We start from the raw sequence: 16,986 nt of genomic DNA on the forward strand, positions 1-16,986 counted from the left end.
GGTCGCGCGAGAGATAGTTGCCTGGCGCGGATGGCTGAAGGCCGCGCAGTTCTCAACGCATTTCATCCACTATTTGTAAAAGGCCGATATGACATTCAAGCCTCTACTAGTGCTGGCAGCTATGGCGCTGCTATCTCACGTAAACGGGGCGCTCGCCAGTGAGCGCATCGCTTCCGCCGCCAAATTGACCTTTGGCGATGCGAGCACTCTGTTTATTGCGGATTGGAAGAATGGGCGCATTCATGCAGTTACCGTTCCGATCTCTACTGCAAAGGCGGACGCCCCTGCGCCCTTCAATCTAAGCGACATCCAAGGGCCAATCGCCGGCGTGCTGCGCGTGAGCCGCAGTTCGCTTCGGTTTGAGGACATGGTGGTGCAGCCTGGCACCGGCCTTGCGTACGTCGCAGTGACCATTCAACAGGACAAGGCGACGAACAAGCCCGCAGTGGTGACGATTAACTCCGCGGGCAAGGTTCAAAAGATTGATCTGGCGAATATCACCCAAAAGTCCACTCCAGTTACTGACCTTCCAGGCGCAGACGCAAATTTCTGGCGTACCTTGCCGTATCGAAGCCTGACGGTTACCGACATGAAGTTTTACGAGAACAAACTGTATGTCGCGGGGCTGTCTAACCAGGAGTTCGCATCCACGCTGCGTGTATACGACTACCCATTCACCGGCAAGCCTTCAGCTACGACGGTTGAGATTTACCATCCAGTCCATGATCAGATCGAGACGCGGGCGCCCATTCGCGCTATGACCATCATGTCACTGTCGGGTGTGCCCACCTTGGTGGCCGCTTATACCTGCACGCCGCTCGTCACAATTCCATTAACCGATCTGAAAGCCGGCACGCACATTACCGGCAAAACCGTGGGTGAGCTCGGTTGGGGAAGCGCGCCGACGGGCATTGTCACGTTCAGCGCTGGAGAGGAAAACTATGCCCTGATCACCAATAGCAGCCGCGCCGCGGACCTGCTTTCGTTTTCGGTGATTTCGGATGCCGCCGCCAAGCCAGGGTTGAACACACCCATCAAATGGCCGACAGAGCCCTATCTAGGGGCCAAATCAATCATGGTGCCTATGAGCACCGTTATGCGGCTGGACAACCTCAATAAAGAGCTTTTGCTGGCGCTCCGGCGCGATGAGGCGTCGGGGCGGATGCAATTGGTATCCATTCCCAAAGGCGCTTATTTGCGTTTGAGCGATTTTGTCAATGAGTACGACTTCAAAGATTACAAATACCCGCCTAACGATAAGTGGAGCGGTTACCACAAGTATTTCCGTGCCATCGAAGGTTTCCCCGAGTTGTCTCAGTGAGAAAAAAGGCGGGGCGGCTTATGAACGTGGTGTTTACATCAGCATTGACCATCGTCACTGCCACGATGTGCGGAGCTGTGAGCAGTGCCCCGAAGATACTGCCGTCGGGCGAAAGCGTGCCTGAAAATCTCTTGCGGATTGAACTGGTATTGGACAGGCCCCTGGGAGGTGTGTTGGACATTTCCCGCGTTTCGCTGACGGATGACAGGGGAAATCCAATAGCTGGTGCTTTTTACGACATCCCGCTGACCAGCCCCGACGGGAAGCGAATTGCCATACTGATGCATCCCGGGCGCGTTAAAACGGACGTTGGCCCCAATAGGCAAGCAGGCTTGGCGCTTCGGAACGGTCAACGCATCACCATGACCATCGCCGATCCCCAGCTTCCTCGTCCAATTAGAAAATCGTGGAACATATCACCTGCCATTCGTGCCCGGATCGATACCCGGGCGTGGCGGCTCCTGTTGCCCAAGCCTGGCGGTCGCGAGCCTCTGGAAATCCAGTTTCCTGCCGCGCTGAATGCGAACGCCAAGGACCTGATTGCGGTGTCAGCCTCGGATGGACGGCGCCTGGAGGGGCGCGTGACCTTGTCACAGGGGGAAAGGCATTGGCGATTTCGACCCGAAACGGTGTGGAAGTCCGGACACTTCCAGGTACGAGTGCATGCAAGCCTCGAGGATCCTCAGGGCAATCGCATGTGCGCGGCCTTCGAACAAGCCGGGCAAAGCGCGATCGCCTGCGACGAAGATGCCCGGATTCCTTTCGAGGTCATCAATGAGACGGCGCGACGGGGACTCCGAAAATTGCGGGAGCTCTAAACATAGGCGCCTGCCGGGGAGCGCTACCGACGCCCCCACTAGGCAGAAGTTGCTACCCTCGGCGACGCGGCCACGTCGGCCGGCGAAGATGACAGCAAACCCCGCCGTTCAGCCAGCTTTGCGACCTCTGTTCGGCTCTTGGCTCCGAGCTTTTCAAAAATCGTCTTGAGGTGCGACTTGACGGTGCCGACTGCGATGTCGAGCTCGCGGGCGATCACCTTGTTGCCGCAGCCTTCAACAACAAGGCGCAAGACCTCGACTTCCCGGTTGGTCAAAGTCGCATGTGCCATGCTGTCCGCCAGGCGCCGAGCCGCAGGCGCGCACAGGTGGCGCATCCCGCGGTGCACGGTCCGAACCGCGACCATCAATTCTGGCAGGTCGCATCCATGAACCAGGTAGCCTCGCGCGCCTCGCTCCAAGGCTGTCCTGATCTCCCACTCGCTTTCGCGAGCGGTCAGTATCAGTACTTTTTGGCGATAGGGGGAGGCGCTGCCCTCCGCCTTGGCCTCGTCGATAAGCTGCAGGCCCCGTTCGTAATCTGCGACGACGACATCGGCATTGGCTTCGCCCTGCGGTACCCAGGCTAGATCGGGCTCTTCGCCAAATGCCGCCTTAAGCCCGGTGCGCACCAACGGGTCGCTGCAAAACACCTGCACCCCGATCCTGAGGGAATTAAGCATGGTCTGACTCCACGGTTCCTATCGACGGGCGAAATGCACGCCGGTGGTGTAGCCGATGATCATTCCTCTCTTTGCCGATGGGAAGTGAATTGCCGTGAATTCCATTTAACAACCCATGCGGAACACCACACGGTGTGAATTTGTGTGAATGCAACCCGCCCGACCGCCCGATTTCCTTGCATCACGCCGGCAAGCGCGGTAACTCCTCCAAAAGGAGGACGCGTACATCTCCCATTACGCCGCCATGAAGGCCTTGTTTCCGGGAGATGCGACGACTTGAGCCCGTCCGTATTCTTCAATCAAGCCACTAACGCTTCAGAAAACGGCCACCACGGACGACATTCAATGAACAAGCCGAGCACCTTCACCTCAAGCTCGCCGATTCCGGTCGGCAAGCGGTCCTCCATGGCCATCTACGCGCTGACGATAGGCGCCTTCGGGATTGGCACGACAGAGTTCGTCATCATGGGTTTGCTGCTTCAGCTAGCGGCAGACATGCATGTCAGCGTACCTACGGCGGGGCTGCTGATCTCGGGCTACGCATTGGGCGTTTTTGTGGGTGCTCCGGTACTGACGGCGTTGATGAGCCGTGTGCCGCGCAAGAAGGCGCTCCTGATTTTGATGGGGATCTTCACACTCGGTAATGTGGCCTGCGCGCTAGCACCCAACTATGCGGCGCTTATGGTCGCCCGCGTTATCACCTCACTTGCGCACGGGACTTTTTTTGGCATTGGTGCTGTCGTGGCCACGAGCGTGGTGTCGGCAGATCGCAGGGCGGCAGCGCTGTCAACAATGTTCACTGGACTCACGGTGGCGACCCTCCTGGGTGTGCCGGCCGGCTCGTGGCTCGGGTTGCATTTTGGATGGCGTTCCACGTTTTGGGCGGTATCCGTCATCGGCCTTGTAGCGATAGCCGTCCTTGCCATCTTTGTGTCGGCGAAAGAGGCTGGTTGCGGTAGCCGTGTGTCACTACGGGAGGAATTCACGGTCCTGGGCCGAGCTCATGTGTTGCTGGGACTGGGGGCGACCGTCTTCGGCTTCGCTGGCGTGTTTGCAGTCTTCACGTATGTTCAGCCCTTGTTGACGCAGGTCACGGGATTCGTGGAGTCGCAGGTCTCAGTGATTTTGCTCATGTTTGGCGTGGGCATGGTTTTTGGGAACGTCATCGGTGGCCGCTTGACAGACCGCGCACCGGTGCGAATGCTGCTTGGATCGCTGGCGGCATTGGCCGTCATCCTCGTGTCGATGGGGTTCGCCATGGAAAACCGTGTGACCGCAGTCCTTTTTGTCGGACTGCTTGGCACAGGAGCGTTTTCTACCGTGGCGCCACTACAGCTGCGAGTGCTGAACAAGGCGCAGGGGGCCGGGCAGAGCATGGCTTCCAGCCTCAACATCGCTGCGTTCAACCTCGGAAACGCCCTGGGAGCATGGCTGGGTGGTGCGGCCATCACTCAAGGAGTCGATCTGGCGCACCTTCCGTGGGTGGCCGCAATACTGACGCTGTCCGGCTTGGCCTTGGCCGCCTGCAGTGTTCTAAAGGAGCGAACTTTCGATCTCAAAAGATTGCCTTCGGGCGTAGCAGCCGGATAAGCCGCCAAGCGCCGCCGCGCCTGAATCGACCGGCCTTGACTGTTTCATCAACCGCGCTGACGGGGTCGGCGCATTTTCCAAAGGAGATTCCATGTTCAAGTTAATCCCGCGTACCCTTGCGGTCGGCATATTGGCCTTCTCGGCCGTAAGCGCAGGGGCCGCCGGCCCCAAGCCGACGATCGTCCTTGTCCATGGCGCTTTTGCCGGCTCGTCCAGTTGGAATGGTGTCGTTGCGGAGTTAACCAGGCAGGGCTACCCCGTCGTTGCAGCAGCCAACCCCTTGCGCGGCGTGGCAAACGATGGTGCGTACGTGGCGTCGCTGATGAAGTCAATCGCCGGCCCGGTTGTGCTTGTCGGGCACTCATACGGCGGCTCGGTCATTTCGGCCGCAGCCAATGGTCTCGACAAGGTCAAAGCACTCGTGTTCGTCGCAGCCTTCGCGCCCGCCGAGGGCGAGAGTGCGCTGGCCTTGACCGGGAAATTCCCGGGTTCGACGCTGCCGCCGGCCCTGGCTGCACCAGTGCCACTGCCCGATGGCGGTGAAGACCTTTACGTCCAGCAAGAAAAGTTCCCGCAACAGTTCGCAGCGGACGTTCCCCTCGCCGAAGCCAGGGCCATGGCGGCCACACAGAGGCCGGTCAAGGCAGCAGCCCTGCAAGAAGCCTCTCCCGCGCCGGCTTGGAAGTCAATTCCCAGCTGGGCCATTTATGGTACGGATGATCTGAACATCCCGCCAGCAGCGATGGGCTTCATGGCCGACCGAGCCCAAGCCAAGAAGACCGTGGTGGTCAAAGGCGCATCCCATGCGCTGATGGTTTCGCATCCCGCAGAGGTGGCTGCACTCATCCAGGAAGCAGCGACAAACTGACGTCCATTGCAAGTTGTGTCTGAATAACGTTTTGCCGCTGAATTTTCGGCAGGGGTTGCAGGCACGAATCTGAATCCATGCATTTCAGAAGGGGTCCGCCGCTGTTTACGACTTCAGGTTCGTTAGTTGTAAATTCTTAACGCCGCGGACCCGCATGGATCCTCGGCCCCTGTTTACGACTTTAATTTGTTGAATTCCGTCGAAATCTGATCCACTTATCGCAGTAATTTCCATCCAAAACTGACCCACGTAGGCACTACTCTGCTTGTTTTAAAAGCAGAGGGAAATTAGGAGTGATAGACGTGGCGACATTGAATGTCATCAGGCGTTGGGCATTGAGGGATCAGATGTCCATCCGCGAGATCTCAAGGCGTACAGGCCTGGCTCGCAACACAGTGAAGAAGCACCTGCGATCGGAAGAGAGCGAGCCCAGCTACCAAAGGCGGGCAACCCCAAGCAAGCTCGATCCCTACGCCGAGAAGCTGGCCGCCTGGCTGGTAATCGAGGCAACAAAATCGCGGAAACAGCGGCGCACTTTGAGGCAGATCCACACAGACTCAGCCCAAAAAGGAGAAGATCAAGAACTTATCCACATCGTGAGCACCTTCTGCTCACAAAGAGTGTTGGTCAAAATTCGATGGAAAACTCGGGTCAGACTTCAGTGCAATTCAACATTCTCGAATAAACCTAGCTGAGTGCCTTACGGGCCGGGAGCCTCCTTGGCTACCTGCGCGGGCTGTCTACCTGTCCTGCCAGCATCAACCCAAACCGTTGCATTTGTTGATTGAATTCTTTGCGGAGCACTATGGCGGGGAAACCGCGTCGTGAGATGCGGGAATCCTGCAAAGAGCCCGACCTTCGAATAACAGCTGGTCGTCAATACAGATCATTGCGCACCGCTTGATCGTAGTGCTCGTTGATCTGTTGAACTTGCGCGTCATCGAGACCGCTGGAGGCATCGTGGAGCCGGCTGATGGCCGCGAGCATGTCACCCACTGTGGGCAGGGTGTCGCGGTCCAACCTTGAGCTGTGCTCCCAAAGCTGGGCGCGGTTGACGGCCTTGCCGCAGTGGAACAGCACTTCGTCGATCTGCACGACTGTTGCCGTTTTGGGCATGCGCGGCCCTTCGCGAAGGTCGGACAACAAATCTTTGTCGGTAGAGATGCGTCCCCGGCCGTTGATACGCAGGAAAATCTCCAGCCCTGGGAACAGGAACACCATCGCAAGCCTCTGGTCGCGCTGCAGGTTTCGCAGTGATTCGATCCGGTTGTTGCCCGGCCAGTCGGCAAAAGCGACGGTGTTCTCGTCCAGTACGTGAACGAATCCGGGTGGACCGCCGCGCGGCGATGCGTCCAGCCCGTGTTCGCTCCCCGTAGCCAGGCAAAAGAACGTCGCTTTGCGCAGGTAGGCTTTGTGAAAGTCGACCAGATGGTCAAGCACGGCACGCTGGATTCTTTCTGACGGCGGCGCGTAGAGCGCATCGAGATCAGCTTGCGGCGCTTGAGAGGCCGGTTGCTGGAGTGTTGTTGGGATCGCGTCCTGGGTGTTCATGAGGTGGCTTTCTTGAAGTGGCAGGCCCCTAGCCTAAGCACTGTTGAGTGGCTCCCGTAAACTGTATCGGCCATTCAATATCTCAAATCCGCCATGCATGATCCTATGAGCCACCTGGACGACTACATCAACCTGGCGGACGGCCCGGTGCTCTTTGCCGCGGAAGGCCGCCATGAGGATGAGCTGGCGGCAGAGCCGCACCAGCATGCGCGTGGCCAGCTTTTCGGCTCGATGCGTGGCTTGTTGTCTGTAGGTGTACAAGAGGGCGTCTGGCTGGTGCCGGCGATTCACGCTGTGTGGCTGCCGCCTCGCCAGATTCATTCCGGGCGCACGCATGGGCCTTTTCACGGCTGGAGCGTGTATGTGGCGGAATCCGCGTGCGGCGATTTGCCGCCACAGCCTTGCACCATTCGCTTGTCCGGCTTGTTGCGTGAAGCGGTGCTTCGCGCTGCGCACTGGCCTGTCAACGCCAGTGAACCGCTGAGCGGCGCGCAGGCACACGTTGCCGACGTGATCCTGGACGAAATCCGGACACTGCCCGTTGAACCGCTCGGCCTGCCTTTGCCGAAAGACCCGCGCTTGCAGCGAGTCGCTCGCGCCCTGATTGCGGACCCGGCAGACGATCGCGACCTGGAGCGCTGGGCCGATTTCGCGGCCGTGAGTACGCGCACATTAACCAGGCGTTTCGTCGCCGAGACGGGCTTCAACTTCACCGAGTGGCGGCAGCGTGCCCGCATGATGCGATCGCTTGAAATGCTGGCGGCGGGCGCCGCCGTGACCACGGTTGCCCTGGACCTGGGCTATTCCACCGCGAGCGCCTTCATCAATCTTTTCCGACGCACCTTCGGTGAAACCCCGGCCACATACAAAGCCCGCCTGTGAAGCCGCTTTGGCAAGCTGACGGTCGAGTAGTGCAATCCGTTCGAGCGGCGGTTTGCCACGCACCGGACTCCTATACAGCTACCGCAGCACTCTTCGCGGCAACGGCTTCCTTCATCGGTGGAAGCCCGAACATCCGCCCGTACTCTCGCGTGAACTGCAGCACGCTCTCGTAGCGTAGTGGTAAACACGAGTCCAAAGAGTTGGCCCCCTTACCAGCGCCATCCTCATGTGAGGCATCACCGTCCGAACACTGGCTGGCCGTCGTCGACGGCCTGGTCAAGGTCGACACGGTCTCGGCCGACGGCCGGGCCACGACCTTTGCCGGCGTTCCCGGCGGTGCCTGGTTCGGTGAAGGCGCGGTGCTCAAGGGCGAGCCGCGCCCTTATGCCGTGGTCGCGATCCGCGACAGCACGGTGGCGTTTGTGCCGCGCGCCACTTTCCTCTGGCTGCTGGACAACAGCCATTCTTTCAGCCGCTGGCTGATAGACCAGCTCAACGCGCGCCTGGGTTACTACGTGGCGCTGGTCGAAGGCCTGCGCCTGGGGGATGTGAATACCCGGGTGGCCTACTGCCTGGCCGAGCTCTTCAATCCGCAGCTGTACCCGAACACACAGCTGCGCATAGATATTTCCCAGGAGGAGATAGGCCGGCTGACCGGCATGGTGAGGCAGACCGCCTACCGAGCGCTGCACGAACTGGAAACCGTCGGCTTGATCAAGGTGCAATATGGGTCGATAGAGGTGCTGGACCTTGAGGGACTGAAGAGGTATGCACTCGGCGCGTAAGCGCCATGATCAGGGGACGAGAGGCTTTGCTTGGTGCGGTGATCCAGCGCGCCGCCGTTGATGTGTGGGCTTGAGCATCTGCAGGGGGCTGATAGTCACGGCTGGTTGCAGGCTGTCCAGCCATTTTGACACTCTTTCCTTTTCTCTTCTTCTTTTTTCAAACAGCACCGCCCGGCGAATCCGCCAGGTTTATTGGTTTGGGGGGCACTCATATCGCGAAGCGATGTGATGTGATCACTACACGCCCCCGCAACTTGGGTCTGCGCGAATGACGGCAGAGGCGCGCCTACATGCTCGCCGCCGCAGTCAAAACGCCGCGGCGGCTAATGGCACCGTTAGTGCTTGTGAGCTTTGCCATGGCCGTCGCTCTTTTCCGTGGCAACGACCTTGATCTTGCCGACCATTCCGGCTTGGTAGTGGCCGGCAATCAGACATGCGAAGTCGAAATCGCCTGAGCGATTGAAGGTCCAGACCAATTCACCGACCTCGCCGGGCGCCACGTGGGTCATGTAGGGCTCGTCGTGCTCCATGGCCGGAAACTTCATCATCAGGGCGGCGTGCTCGTCAAGCTCCTTCTTGTTGCCGATCACCATCTCGTGCATCATCTTGCCGCCGTTCTTCACGACGAACTTGACGGTCTCGCCCTGTCTGATTTCGATTTTGTCCGGGGTGAAGCGCATGCTGTCCGTCATGACCAGTTCAACCGAACGCTCGGCCGCCCCGGCTTCACCCGCGATGCCCCAGGCCTTCTGTTCCTTCTTGACCGGCCCGGCCTTCTTCTTGCTGTGATCTTCGCCTTCATGAGCCACGGCCCCCTGCGGCACGCCCATCAGTGCCGCGGCCAGCAGTGCGATCAGTACTTTCATCTGGAGGTCCACGATTGCGTACATTTGCAGCAGTCTTTTGGCGTCTTACCTGGACGGGGCAGCCTCGATCAGCTTGAGCGCCTGCTTCATGCTCTCCACGGCCTCGGTCTCCAACGCTTCATAGACCGGCTTCTCGTGATTGAGCTGCGCGAAGATCTCGCGGGCCTTGGCGACCTTTGCCGGGTCGTTGACCTTGGGGTTGGCCAGTGCCGCCTCGAGTCGCTTGTACTCACTGGAAAGGAACGCGGGCTGCTCACCGAGTTCGCGCAGGCCGGCGTTGGTGAGGCTTCGAATGCGCAGCAGCATCTTGACGTCAGCCTGGTCCATCTGGCCCTGGGCACGCTCCAGTGCCAGGCGCGCCTGGATGGCCTCGTTGCTGTCGAGCTTCTTGCTCGCCGCGACTTGCTGGTATTTGGCGATGTCCGGGCCGAAATCGTGCGCCTGGGCGCCAGCCATTCCCAGCGCCAGCGCGGCTGCAATCACAGCGATTCGAATGCTCATGTCGGTGTCCTCTTGGTGAGTTGAACGCATTTGCAGTCTAAGATCGACCCGATAAGATATTGGATAGATTTGTTTTCACTCAATAATCGGAAGTTATATGCGTGTGAATGAGGTCGAGACCTTCCGGGCCATCATGTCGAGCGGTTCGGCGCGCAAGGCCGCCGGCCTGCTGGGCGTGACGCAACCCGCGATCAGCCAGTCGCTCAAGCGCCTGGAAGCCGAGGCCGGCTTCGCCCTCTTTCAGCGCTTGCGCGGGCGGCTGCACCCCACCCCCGAAGCGAAGGCCTTGCTGGTGGAGGTCGAGCGCGTATTCGTTGGCCTGGGAGCGATTGAACATCGTGTCAAGAGCCTCAGGGAATTCGGGGTCGACCAATTGCAGGTGGCCTGCTATCCCGCGTTCGGGCTTGGTTTCATGCCGCGATGCCTGAAGCAACTGATGGCCTCTGCCGCGAAGGGTCCCCGGCCCCATGTATCCCTGCAGATCCTCAGCTCAAAAGAAGTGAAAGACCGGGTCGTATCCGGGTTGGCCGACTTCGGACTGATGGCCGATGAGGTGTCCGTGGACGGCCTGGAGCCGACGACATTCGCGACATTTCCCGGCGTGGTCGTGATGAAAAAAGGGCACCCGCTCGCCAGGCACAGGCAGATCCGGCCGGAACAGCTTGCCGAGTTGCCTTTCCTGGCGTTGAATCCCGAAGATTCATCGAGGCGGAGGTTGGACGCGAAGCTCGCCGAGCATGGTGTCACCCTGTCGGTGTCTGTTCACACGCCCTATGCGGTCAGCGTGTGCGAGATGGCGCTGCATGGCCTCGGCGTGGGCGTCGTCAATCCGATCACGGCGCTGGATTACGCTGACCGCGGCCTGGTGGTGCGCAAGTTGAGCGTGGATGTGATGTTCTCTTGCCTTTTGGCGATCCCGGCGGGCCAGGTCTTGTCGGGCACCGCGAAAAGATTCCTGTCGCTCATGCGGGCGCAACTGCAGGCCGACGAACGAAAACTGCAGGAGTATTTGAAAGCGGCTTGACGCCGCGCCCTTGACCGGAGCGCACCAGATCCAATGGGTCTATGCCCTGGCCCGCCGCGGACCGTCACCGACTTACGGCGATCCGGGTCGCCTTATTGGGTTGGCTGAATTTCCGTGACAACGATGGCGCCGCCAGCAGATTCGGCCCTGAACCGGATCTTGTCGCCCGCTTTGACAGCGTCCAGCATGGCCGCGTCCTTGACCTGAAACACCATGGTCATACCCGGCATTTCCAGGTTTTTGATCTCACCATGCTTGATGGTGATCTTCTTGGCCTCTTTATCGACTTTGCGGATCTCGCCATCGGCCATTTCGGCTGACGGTGTTGTCGCCTCTTTTTTTGCATCGCCCATCGGCACGGCGCCGCCACCGGGCTTCATGGTCGATTGCGCGTGTGCTGCGCCGGCGAACAGGGTAGCGAGAATCAGAAGGGTTTTGAAAGATTTCATGGTGAGTTTCATTTCAGGAAGCAGTGGAAGATTTCGAGGAATAAGACTGAAAAATGCTGGTGCTGCCGTCGGCTTTGACCAGCAGCACGTCGTAAGCGTCTTTGCGTTCTCCGTAAATGGGGCCGTCCATGCCCGGTGAGCCCACGGGCATGCCGGGCACCGCCAGGCCAATCGCTTTCGGGCGCTCCGCCAGCAGCCGCTGAATGTCCCGCGCGGGTACATGCCCTTCAAGGGCATAGCCGCCGACCTGCCCGGTGTGGCATGAGCCCAGCTTGGCAGGAATGCCGAGTCGGGCCCTTGCCGCCGTATTGCCGCTGCCGTGGACCCGCACATCAAAGCCGCTGCCTTCCAGGTGTTTCACCCAGTCTTTGCAGCAGCCGCATTCGGGGTCTTTCCAGACTTCGACCAAGGGACGGGTTTTGGCGGACACCGCGCCACCCAGACCGAACTGGGCGCCGGCCATGATCGAAAGAGCTTTGAGAAAAGAGCGTTTTTGCATAGGGTCCTCCGTCGGGATTCAGGTGTTATTTGGAAGCCACCACCGTGACTTTGCCCATCATCCCGGCCTGGTAGTGGCCGGCGATCAGGCAGGCGTAATCAAATGTGCCTGGCTTGTTAAAGGTCCAGATGATTTCGCCGGTCTTGCCGGGGCCGACGTGGGCCATGTAAGGCTCCTCGTGCTCCATGCCGGGAAACTTCATCATCAGCGCGGCATGGTCGTCCAGGTCCTTTTTGGTGCCTAACACCATTTCGTGCATGGTTTTCCCGCCATTCTTGATGACAAATTTGATCGTCTCGCCTTGCTTGACTTCCAGCTTGTCGGGATCGAAGCGCATGTTGTCGGTCATGGTGAAAGTCACTGTGCGGGTCACGGTTTTAGCATCGCCGGCAATGCCCCATGCCTTCTGTTCCTTTTTAACGGGGCCTGCCTTTTTGGCGTGGTCTTCGTCGCCGTGCGCCATGGCGAACGTGCTTGTGCCGGCGATCAGAACGGCGAGGATTGCGGTGTTGATTTTCTTCATGGGATTCCTTGGGTTAGCGTTGATGAGAAGGGGAAGGGGAAGGGGAAGGGGAAGGGGAAGGGGAAGAGTCAGCGGACGCGGTGTACCCGCGCAGCTGGGCATAACGACTGACTTGCTCCGAAGTCAGGAATTCGGTTTGTTGCAAATGGGTTCTCAAGTGGGAGGCGCGCAGCGCCGCCTGCAGTTGCCCAATCCGCTGGGTATAGCCTGCCAACGTCGCCGCATCAATCCGGCGCGCCGCAAACGCCGCATCCAGTTCGCGCTCAGCCTGCACCAGCTGCTCGCCTAGCGCCCGGGCTTCGGCTTTGTGGCGCGCGAGCAGCGCTTCGGTGTGCTGCTTTTGTTGAGCGCTCAGTTCGAGTGGCTGTGCCAGCTCCAGGGTGTGCATAGGCCCCGGATAGCCGTTGAGTTCCGCAGCTTTGGCCAGCTCCATGCCCTTTCCGGCCAGCAGGTCCTGCGTTTGCGCGGCGGAGAGTGCCTTGATTTCGCGGGCCTGCTGTCCGGCATAAGGACTGGCCGCCGGTAACGACGAGGACATCGTTCCTGAGCCGTGCTGATGCTGCTGAGCCATCGCGGCCGAGCCGGCAAGCCACAGAATGCAGGGAAGGGAGAACTTGAGAACCGTTATGTGTTTCATGGGTTTTCCTTGGGTAGGGAGTCAGTGCTTCATGTTGCCCATGGGCTTGCGCACCTGGACTTCCACTTCTTTGGCGGGCATGTTCTGGACCGGCATAGTCTTGCCGCCCTCCGCGGCGAAGCGCGCGGGATTGGGCAAGGAACCCGTCCATTCATAGGCCACCTCACCGGCGGGGTGCTTGTACCAGCCCGGATCCTTGTAATCGCCGGCCTTCTGGTCCTTGCGCACCTTCACCACCGAGAACATGCCGCCCATCTCGACCGAGCCGAAAGGTCCGGTGCCGGTCATCATGGGCGCGGTGTTGTCGGGCAGGGGCATTTCCATCTCGGCCATGTCGGCCATGCCGCGTTCGCCCATCACCATGTAGTCGGGAATCACGTTGGTGATCTCGCGTGCGACCTTGCGGTGATCCACACCAATCATGGTCGGCACGTCGTGACCCATGGCATTCATGGTGTGGTGGCTCTTGTGGCAATGGAAAGCCCAGTCGCCTTCCTCGTCAGCCAGGAACTCGATCTGCCGCATCTGGCCCACGGCGACATCGGTCGTGACCTCGTACCAGCGCGTGGATTTGGGCGTTGGCCCGCCGTCGGTGCCGGTCACCAGGAACTCGTGCCCGTGCAGGTGAATCGGGTGGTTGGTCATCGTCAGATTGCCGATGCGTATGCGCACCTTGTCATTCTTGCGAACGACAAGGGGATCGATTCCCGGGAACACGCGGCTGTTCCAGCTCCACAGATTGAAGTCCAGCATGGTCATGATCTTGGGGGTGTAGGCCCCCGGATCGATGTCATAGGCATTGAGCAGGAACACGAAATCGCGGTTCACCTCGTCGATCAGCGGGTGCTTGGCCTTGGGATGGGTGATCCAGAAACCCATCATCCCCATGGCCATCTGCGTCATCTCGTCGGCATGCGGGTGGTACATAAAGGTGCCGGGGCGTTTGGCCACAAACTCGTAGACAAAGGTCTTGCCCACGGGAATGGCCGGCTGGGTCAAGCCCGATACGCCATCCATGCCGTTGGGCAGCCGTTGGCCGTGCCAGTGCACGCTGGTGTGTTCCGGCAGTTTGTTGGTGACAAAGATGCGCACCCGATCGCCCTCGACCACCTCAATGGTGGGCCCAGGCGACTGGCCGTTGTAACCCCACAGGTGCGCCTTGAAGCCGGGCGCCATCTCTCGCACGACCGGCTCCGCCACCAAGTGGAACTCCTTGACGCCGTTGTTCATGCGCCAGGGAAGCGTCCAGCCATTGAGGGTCACCACCGGGTTATAAGGGCGCCCGGTGTTGGGCACCAGGGGCGCCATGGTGTCGGGCTTGGTCTGCAGCACGGGTTCGGGCAGCGCCGCCATGGCGACCCTGCTGACCGCAGCGGCGGCAACCGCGGTGGTCAGCGCGCCGGCGCCGGCCAGGAAATTTCTTCTGTTTGTCATTTGGGTTTCCGTAAATTGTTGGGGCCAGGTTTAGTGGCCACCTTCGGCGCCAGCACCGGCAGCGCCCGACACGGACATCGCGCCCATTGCAGTCGGTTTGCCGATCATCGATGCAGCCAGCGCAGCGTCGGCCAGCCAAAACTGCTGGTAGGCGTTGATGGCGGCCGTGACGCTGGAGATCTGCTCACGGGTATCGGCCAGAAGCTCGAAGACGCCGATCAACATTCCGTTGTAGCGAAGCACGTTCTCTTCGGCCATCGATTTGCGCAGGGGCACGATCTCGTCGCGGTAGTGCCTGGCGACGTCATAGGCCGTGCGGTAGGCCGAATAGCTTTCGCGCAGCTGGGACGAGGCGCCGCGCACCGTGCTTTCGTACCGGTTGGCGGCCGCCAGGGACTGCGCGTTCATCGTGTCGCGCCGGGCCGATCCCCAGTCGAAGATCGGCAGGCGGATGCCCAGCTCGTAACCCCTGCGGGACGTCTTGGTTCCCTCCGCATCGTCGAAGACGGTGTCGCGGCGGATTCCGAGTTCCACATCCACCAGGCTGGTGAGCAGGTTCAGGCCTTGCGAACGCCCGGCCACGTCGAGCTGATGGCGCGCCATCTGGACGTCAATGCGCTGCTCCGTCGCGTTGGTGCTCACCGAAGCAGGCTGGCGAGGCTCTTTGGGCAGGTCGGGCAAGCGTTCGGGCAGCTTCAACCGGTCGGCCTGGGCATCCGTCAGGCCCAATTGCCGGATCAACTCCTCCCGCGCAGCCGTCGTGGCGTGCCGGGCGGATGCCAGCTGCGCTGCCGAGTCGGCGTAAAAGCTCTGCTGGCGAGCCCGCTGTAGCTTGTTGAAGTTCCCCACCTGCTGCATGCGCCTGGCGAGTTCGGCACCCGCTTGAGCGGCTGTGTTGACCTGTTCCGCGTACTGCAGGCTTTGCTGCGCGGCAACGGCCCGCACCCAGGCTTGGCGCACCTGCGTCACCTGCTCGACCACGCTGGCACCGAGCTGCACCTTGGCCTGGGCGACCTGCCCGCGCGCGATCGACACGCGCTGAGGCAAAGTCAACAAGTCCAGCAAGCCAAACGACAGCAGACGGCCAAGCTCCAGCTCCGGGCCCATGCGGGTGCGCTCAAAGGTAAACAGCGGATTGGCGATACGGCCGTTTTGGCTTGCCGTGGCCATATCGGACCAGCTTTGGGCCAACAGGGCCTGCACCGCAGGGCTGTTGGCCAGCGCCAGCTGGACGGCGTCGTCCATGCTCAGCGGCTTGGCCAGCAATTCGTCCGTGAGTTTGCTGCGCGCCTGGCGCTGCTGATCGGTACGGCTGAGTTCAAGCTTGCCTTGGCTGAAGCTGTTGGTGCTGCCGTTGGTGTCCTCAAGGGTCTGGTCAAAGTTGACAGAGGCGCAACCGGCCAGCACAAGGGTCGCTGTGGCGAGCGCGCCGAGTTTAAAAAGGGTGTTCATGGTGCCTCTGTCAGGGTTTGGCTGGCGCGTTGCGCGCATCGCCCGGCGGCGCTGCTTCAGGCGCCTGCGCTTGCCTGGCTTCTTTGGCGTACACACGCCAGCCGCCAATTCGGGCGGTGGTGTCGTTGGCTTCTTTCCAATTGGCCGTGGCTTCCTCGGTGTAGGGCTTGTAGCCGTCCATGGCCGAGCGAAAGGCCGGAGGCGGGCTTGCCGTGGTGGGCGCCGGGGTGACGGCCGGTGCAGGGCTTTGCGCGGTCGACAGGCCAGGCAAAGCAGATATCAGAACCAGCCCGTAGGCCAGCAGGGGTTTAAACATGGGATTCCTCGCGGTTTCATGGAACGGCGACAGCAAAGGCATCCCCCTCAAGGGAGATCAGCTTTGATGGCGAACGATGAAAAGCACCCGCGCTACGGACCAGGAAGGCCCGCAGCCAGCCGGGTGCGTCAGGCGCGAGGTGGTTTCTCGGGCAGGGCCGAGGGAACGCTGTGGATCAGGGCCGAAGGCTCGACGTATGCAGCGTTGGGAGCGGAATGAATTGCTACTGTCTGAGGGGCGGCGGTCATGCCGACAAGGTTGCAGCAAGAAGCACATACGCCGCATTTGTGGGCAGCGTCGGGCAGTTGGTTTTGCATGTCCGAGGTCTGCTCGGGACTGTCGGCTTGCATTGCTTCTGCATGCATCGCGTGCTCATGGCCATGACCGGAAGCATCGGCATGGTGATGGCCGCCTTCCGGATCGGATGGTGCCTGCAGCGCCATATGGTCAGCGCGCTTGCCGCAATATTGCATGGATGCCGAGGCAAAGCCCTGCATGGGCAAAGCCAGCATCATGAGCCACAGCAGAAAGGTGCAAAAACGCGACATAAGTTCTTGATTCTATAGACTCTTTTTGGTTCCGCGTCAGCGCTCGATAGCGAGCATGCCGTGGGGATATTTCGTGAAAGTGAAGGAATACCCGCGGCTGCAAGCTATTGCACAGCGACACCATTGAAGCACTTTAAACCTTGCCCCTATGGCAAGGTCAAGCGCCTTGGCCGAAGCTCTTGTAAGAATTTGAAGCGCAGCACAACATGACACGGACGACCAGGCTGCCCGCTGCAATGCAG

Annotated in this window: 19 protein-coding genes and 1 pseudogene; 8 read left to right on the forward strand and 12 right to left on the reverse strand. The window is 60.3% G+C overall.

Annotated features, from left to right (window positions below):
• Positions 1-88 precede the first annotated feature (88 nt).
• Positions 89-1,321 carry a hypothetical protein gene (locus tag BLQ85_RS19895; protein WP_254806491.1) on the forward strand — a complete coding sequence of 411 codons (1,233 nt, stop codon included), beginning with the start codon at positions 89-91 and terminating at the stop codon, positions 1,319-1,321.
• 20 nt (positions 1,322-1,341) lie between these two features.
• On the forward strand, positions 1,342-2,139 hold the full coding sequence (locus BLQ85_RS19900) for a hypothetical protein (protein ID WP_139201066.1): 798 nt from the start codon (positions 1,342-1,344) through the stop codon (positions 2,137-2,139).
• A gap of 38 nt (positions 2,140-2,177) precedes the next feature.
• Here BLQ85_RS19900 and BLQ85_RS19905 read toward each other — a convergent pair whose 3' ends face one another.
• Positions 2,178-2,819, reverse strand: a complete 642-nt coding sequence (locus BLQ85_RS19905; protein WP_074579614.1) for a LuxR C-terminal-related transcriptional regulator — start codon at positions 2,817-2,819, stop codon at positions 2,178-2,180.
• Between the two features lie 345 nt (positions 2,820-3,164).
• On the opposite strand from BLQ85_RS19905, the gene BLQ85_RS19910 reads away from it, so the two are divergent.
• The 3 genes and pseudogenes from BLQ85_RS19910 to BLQ85_RS19920 all read left to right on the forward strand — a co-directional run.
• Positions 3,165-4,409 carry an MFS transporter gene (locus BLQ85_RS19910; RefSeq protein ID WP_175456160.1) on the forward strand — a complete coding sequence of 415 codons (1,245 nt, stop codon included), beginning with the start codon at positions 3,165-3,167 and terminating at the stop codon, positions 4,407-4,409.
• 91 nt (positions 4,410-4,500) lie between these two features.
• A complete protein-coding gene (locus BLQ85_RS19915; RefSeq protein WP_074579616.1) occupies positions 4,501-5,277 on the forward strand; it encodes an alpha/beta fold hydrolase in 777 nt (258 codons plus the stop codon).
• Between the two features lie 293 nt (positions 5,278-5,570).
• Positions 5,571-5,849 (forward strand): annotated as a pseudogene (locus tag BLQ85_RS19920) (IS21 family transposase); the annotation flags it as partial.
• A 304-nt stretch (positions 5,850-6,153) separates the two neighbouring features.
• On the opposite strand, the gene BLQ85_RS19925 reads toward BLQ85_RS19920, so the two are convergent.
• Positions 6,154-6,828 carry an MSMEG_1061 family FMN-dependent PPOX-type flavoprotein gene (locus BLQ85_RS19925; protein WP_074579618.1) on the reverse strand — a complete coding sequence of 225 codons (675 nt, stop codon included), beginning with the start codon at positions 6,826-6,828 and terminating at the stop codon, positions 6,154-6,156.
• 105 nt (positions 6,829-6,933) lie between these two features.
• Here BLQ85_RS19925 and BLQ85_RS19930 point away from each other — a divergent pair, with 105 nt between their 5' ends.
• Together BLQ85_RS19930 and BLQ85_RS19935 are read left to right on the forward strand one after the other, a co-directional pair.
• A complete protein-coding gene (locus tag BLQ85_RS19930; protein ID WP_139201067.1) occupies positions 6,934-7,710 on the forward strand; it encodes an AraC family transcriptional regulator in 777 nt (258 codons plus the stop codon).
• Between the two features lie 200 nt (positions 7,711-7,910).
• The gene (locus BLQ85_RS19935; protein WP_074579623.1) at positions 7,911-8,495 is read left to right on the forward strand and encodes a Crp/Fnr family transcriptional regulator; all 585 of its coding nucleotides are present in this window, start codon (positions 7,911-7,913) and stop codon (positions 8,493-8,495) included.
• 335 nt (positions 8,496-8,830) lie between these two features.
• Here BLQ85_RS19935 and BLQ85_RS19940 read toward each other — a convergent pair whose 3' ends face one another.
• Positions 8,831-9,361, reverse strand: coding sequence for a cupredoxin domain-containing protein (locus BLQ85_RS19940; RefSeq protein WP_074579747.1), 531 nt, complete (start codon positions 9,359-9,361; stop codon positions 8,831-8,833).
• A 45-nt stretch (positions 9,362-9,406) separates the two neighbouring features.
• Positions 9,407-9,862: a hypothetical protein gene (locus tag BLQ85_RS19945; protein WP_139201068.1), complete on the reverse strand. Its 456-nt coding sequence runs from the start codon at positions 9,860-9,862 to the stop codon at positions 9,407-9,409.
• A 97-nt stretch (positions 9,863-9,959) separates the two neighbouring features.
• On the opposite strand from BLQ85_RS19945, the gene BLQ85_RS19950 reads away from it, so the two are divergent.
• Positions 9,960-10,886: a LysR substrate-binding domain-containing protein gene (locus BLQ85_RS19950; protein WP_074579626.1), complete on the forward strand. Its 927-nt coding sequence runs from the start codon at positions 9,960-9,962 to the stop codon at positions 10,884-10,886.
• Positions 10,887-10,978: 92 nt separating this feature from the next.
• Here BLQ85_RS19950 and BLQ85_RS19955 read toward each other — a convergent pair whose 3' ends face one another.
• The 8 genes from BLQ85_RS19955 to BLQ85_RS24395 all read right to left on the reverse strand — a co-directional run bounded on the left by BLQ85_RS19955 (position 10,979) and on the right by BLQ85_RS24395 (position 16,744).
• Positions 10,979-11,347, reverse strand: a complete 369-nt coding sequence (locus BLQ85_RS19955) for a copper-binding protein (RefSeq protein ID WP_371327321.1) — start codon at positions 11,345-11,347, stop codon at positions 10,979-10,981.
• 1 nt (position 11,348) lies between these two features.
• Positions 11,349-11,834, reverse strand: a complete 486-nt coding sequence (locus tag BLQ85_RS19960) for a DUF411 domain-containing protein (RefSeq protein WP_074579627.1) — start codon at positions 11,832-11,834, stop codon at positions 11,349-11,351.
• Between the two features lie 25 nt (positions 11,835-11,859).
• Positions 11,860-12,357, reverse strand: coding sequence for a cupredoxin domain-containing protein (locus BLQ85_RS19965; protein ID WP_074579629.1), 498 nt, complete (start codon positions 12,355-12,357; stop codon positions 11,860-11,862).
• Positions 12,358-12,370: 13 nt separating this feature from the next.
• Positions 12,371-12,994, reverse strand: coding sequence for a Spy/CpxP family protein refolding chaperone (locus tag BLQ85_RS19970; protein ID WP_083336935.1), 624 nt, complete (start codon positions 12,992-12,994; stop codon positions 12,371-12,373).
• Between the two features lie 21 nt (positions 12,995-13,015).
• Positions 13,016-14,428: a multicopper oxidase family protein gene (locus BLQ85_RS19975; RefSeq protein ID WP_074579632.1), complete on the reverse strand. Its 1,413-nt coding sequence runs from the start codon at positions 14,426-14,428 to the stop codon at positions 13,016-13,018.
• A 30-nt stretch (positions 14,429-14,458) separates the two neighbouring features.
• Positions 14,459-15,880, reverse strand: coding sequence for a TolC family protein (locus BLQ85_RS19980; RefSeq protein WP_074579634.1), 1,422 nt, complete (start codon positions 15,878-15,880; stop codon positions 14,459-14,461).
• A 10-nt stretch (positions 15,881-15,890) separates the two neighbouring features.
• Entirely contained in the window at positions 15,891-16,196 is a 306-nt protein-coding gene (locus BLQ85_RS19985) for a hypothetical protein (RefSeq protein WP_074579636.1), read from the reverse strand.
• A 128-nt stretch (positions 16,197-16,324) separates the two neighbouring features.
• A complete protein-coding gene (locus BLQ85_RS24395; RefSeq protein WP_139201069.1) occupies positions 16,325-16,744 on the reverse strand; it encodes a hypothetical protein in 420 nt (139 codons plus the stop codon).
• Between the last annotated feature and the right edge of the window lie 242 nt (positions 16,745-16,986).

Source organism: Polaromonas sp. JS666 (assembly GCF_900103405.1).
Lineage (GTDB): Bacteria > Pseudomonadota > Gammaproteobacteria > Burkholderiales > Burkholderiaceae_C > Polaromonas.

Excerpts from the sequence above, each read along its gene's own strand:
- BLQ85_RS19895 (WP_254806491.1), top strand. The coding sequence starts at position 89 with ATGACATTCAAGCCTCTACTAGTGCTGGCAGCTATGGCGCTGCTATCT.
- BLQ85_RS19900 (WP_139201066.1), top strand. The coding sequence starts at position 1,342 with ATGAACGTGGTGTTTACATCAGCATTGACCATCGTCACTGCCACGATG.
- BLQ85_RS19905 (WP_074579614.1), bottom strand. The coding sequence starts at position 2,819 with ATGCTTAATTCCCTCAGGATCGGGGTGCAGGTGTTTTGCAGCGACCCG.
- BLQ85_RS19910 (WP_175456160.1), top strand. The coding sequence starts at position 3,165 with ATGAACAAGCCGAGCACCTTCACCTCAAGCTCGCCGATTCCGGTCGGC.
- BLQ85_RS19915 (WP_074579616.1), top strand. The coding sequence starts at position 4,501 with ATGTTCAAGTTAATCCCGCGTACCCTTGCGGTCGGCATATTGGCCTTC.
- BLQ85_RS19925 (WP_074579618.1), bottom strand. The coding sequence starts at position 6,828 with ATGAACACCCAGGACGCGATCCCAACAACACTCCAGCAACCGGCCTCT.
- BLQ85_RS19930 (WP_139201067.1), top strand. The coding sequence starts at position 6,934 with ATGAGCCACCTGGACGACTACATCAACCTGGCGGACGGCCCGGTGCTC.
- BLQ85_RS19940 (WP_074579747.1), bottom strand. The coding sequence starts at position 9,361 with ATGAAAGTACTGATCGCACTGCTGGCCGCGGCACTGATGGGCGTGCCG.
- BLQ85_RS19945 (WP_139201068.1), bottom strand. The coding sequence starts at position 9,862 with ATGAGCATTCGAATCGCTGTGATTGCAGCCGCGCTGGCGCTGGGAATG.
- BLQ85_RS19950 (WP_074579626.1), top strand. The coding sequence starts at position 9,960 with ATGCGTGTGAATGAGGTCGAGACCTTCCGGGCCATCATGTCGAGCGGT.
- BLQ85_RS19955 (WP_371327321.1), bottom strand. The coding sequence starts at position 11,347 with ATGAAACTCACCATGAAATCTTTCAAAACCCTTCTGATTCTCGCTACC.
- BLQ85_RS19960 (WP_074579627.1), bottom strand. The coding sequence starts at position 11,834 with ATGCAAAAACGCTCTTTTCTCAAAGCTCTTTCGATCATGGCCGGCGCC.
- BLQ85_RS19965 (WP_074579629.1), bottom strand. The coding sequence starts at position 12,357 with ATGAAGAAAATCAACACCGCAATCCTCGCCGTTCTGATCGCCGGCACA.
- BLQ85_RS19970 (WP_083336935.1), bottom strand. The coding sequence starts at position 12,994 with ATGAAACACATAACGGTTCTCAAGTTCTCCCTTCCCTGCATTCTGTGG.
- BLQ85_RS19975 (WP_074579632.1), bottom strand. The coding sequence starts at position 14,428 with ATGACAAACAGAAGAAATTTCCTGGCCGGCGCCGGCGCGCTGACCACC.
- BLQ85_RS19980 (WP_074579634.1), bottom strand. The coding sequence starts at position 15,880 with ATGAACACCCTTTTTAAACTCGGCGCGCTCGCCACAGCGACCCTTGTG.
- BLQ85_RS19985 (WP_074579636.1), bottom strand. The coding sequence starts at position 16,196 with ATGTTTAAACCCCTGCTGGCCTACGGGCTGGTTCTGATATCTGCTTTG.
- BLQ85_RS24395 (WP_139201069.1), bottom strand. The coding sequence starts at position 16,744 with ATGTCGCGTTTTTGCACCTTTCTGCTGTGGCTCATGATGCTGGCTTTG.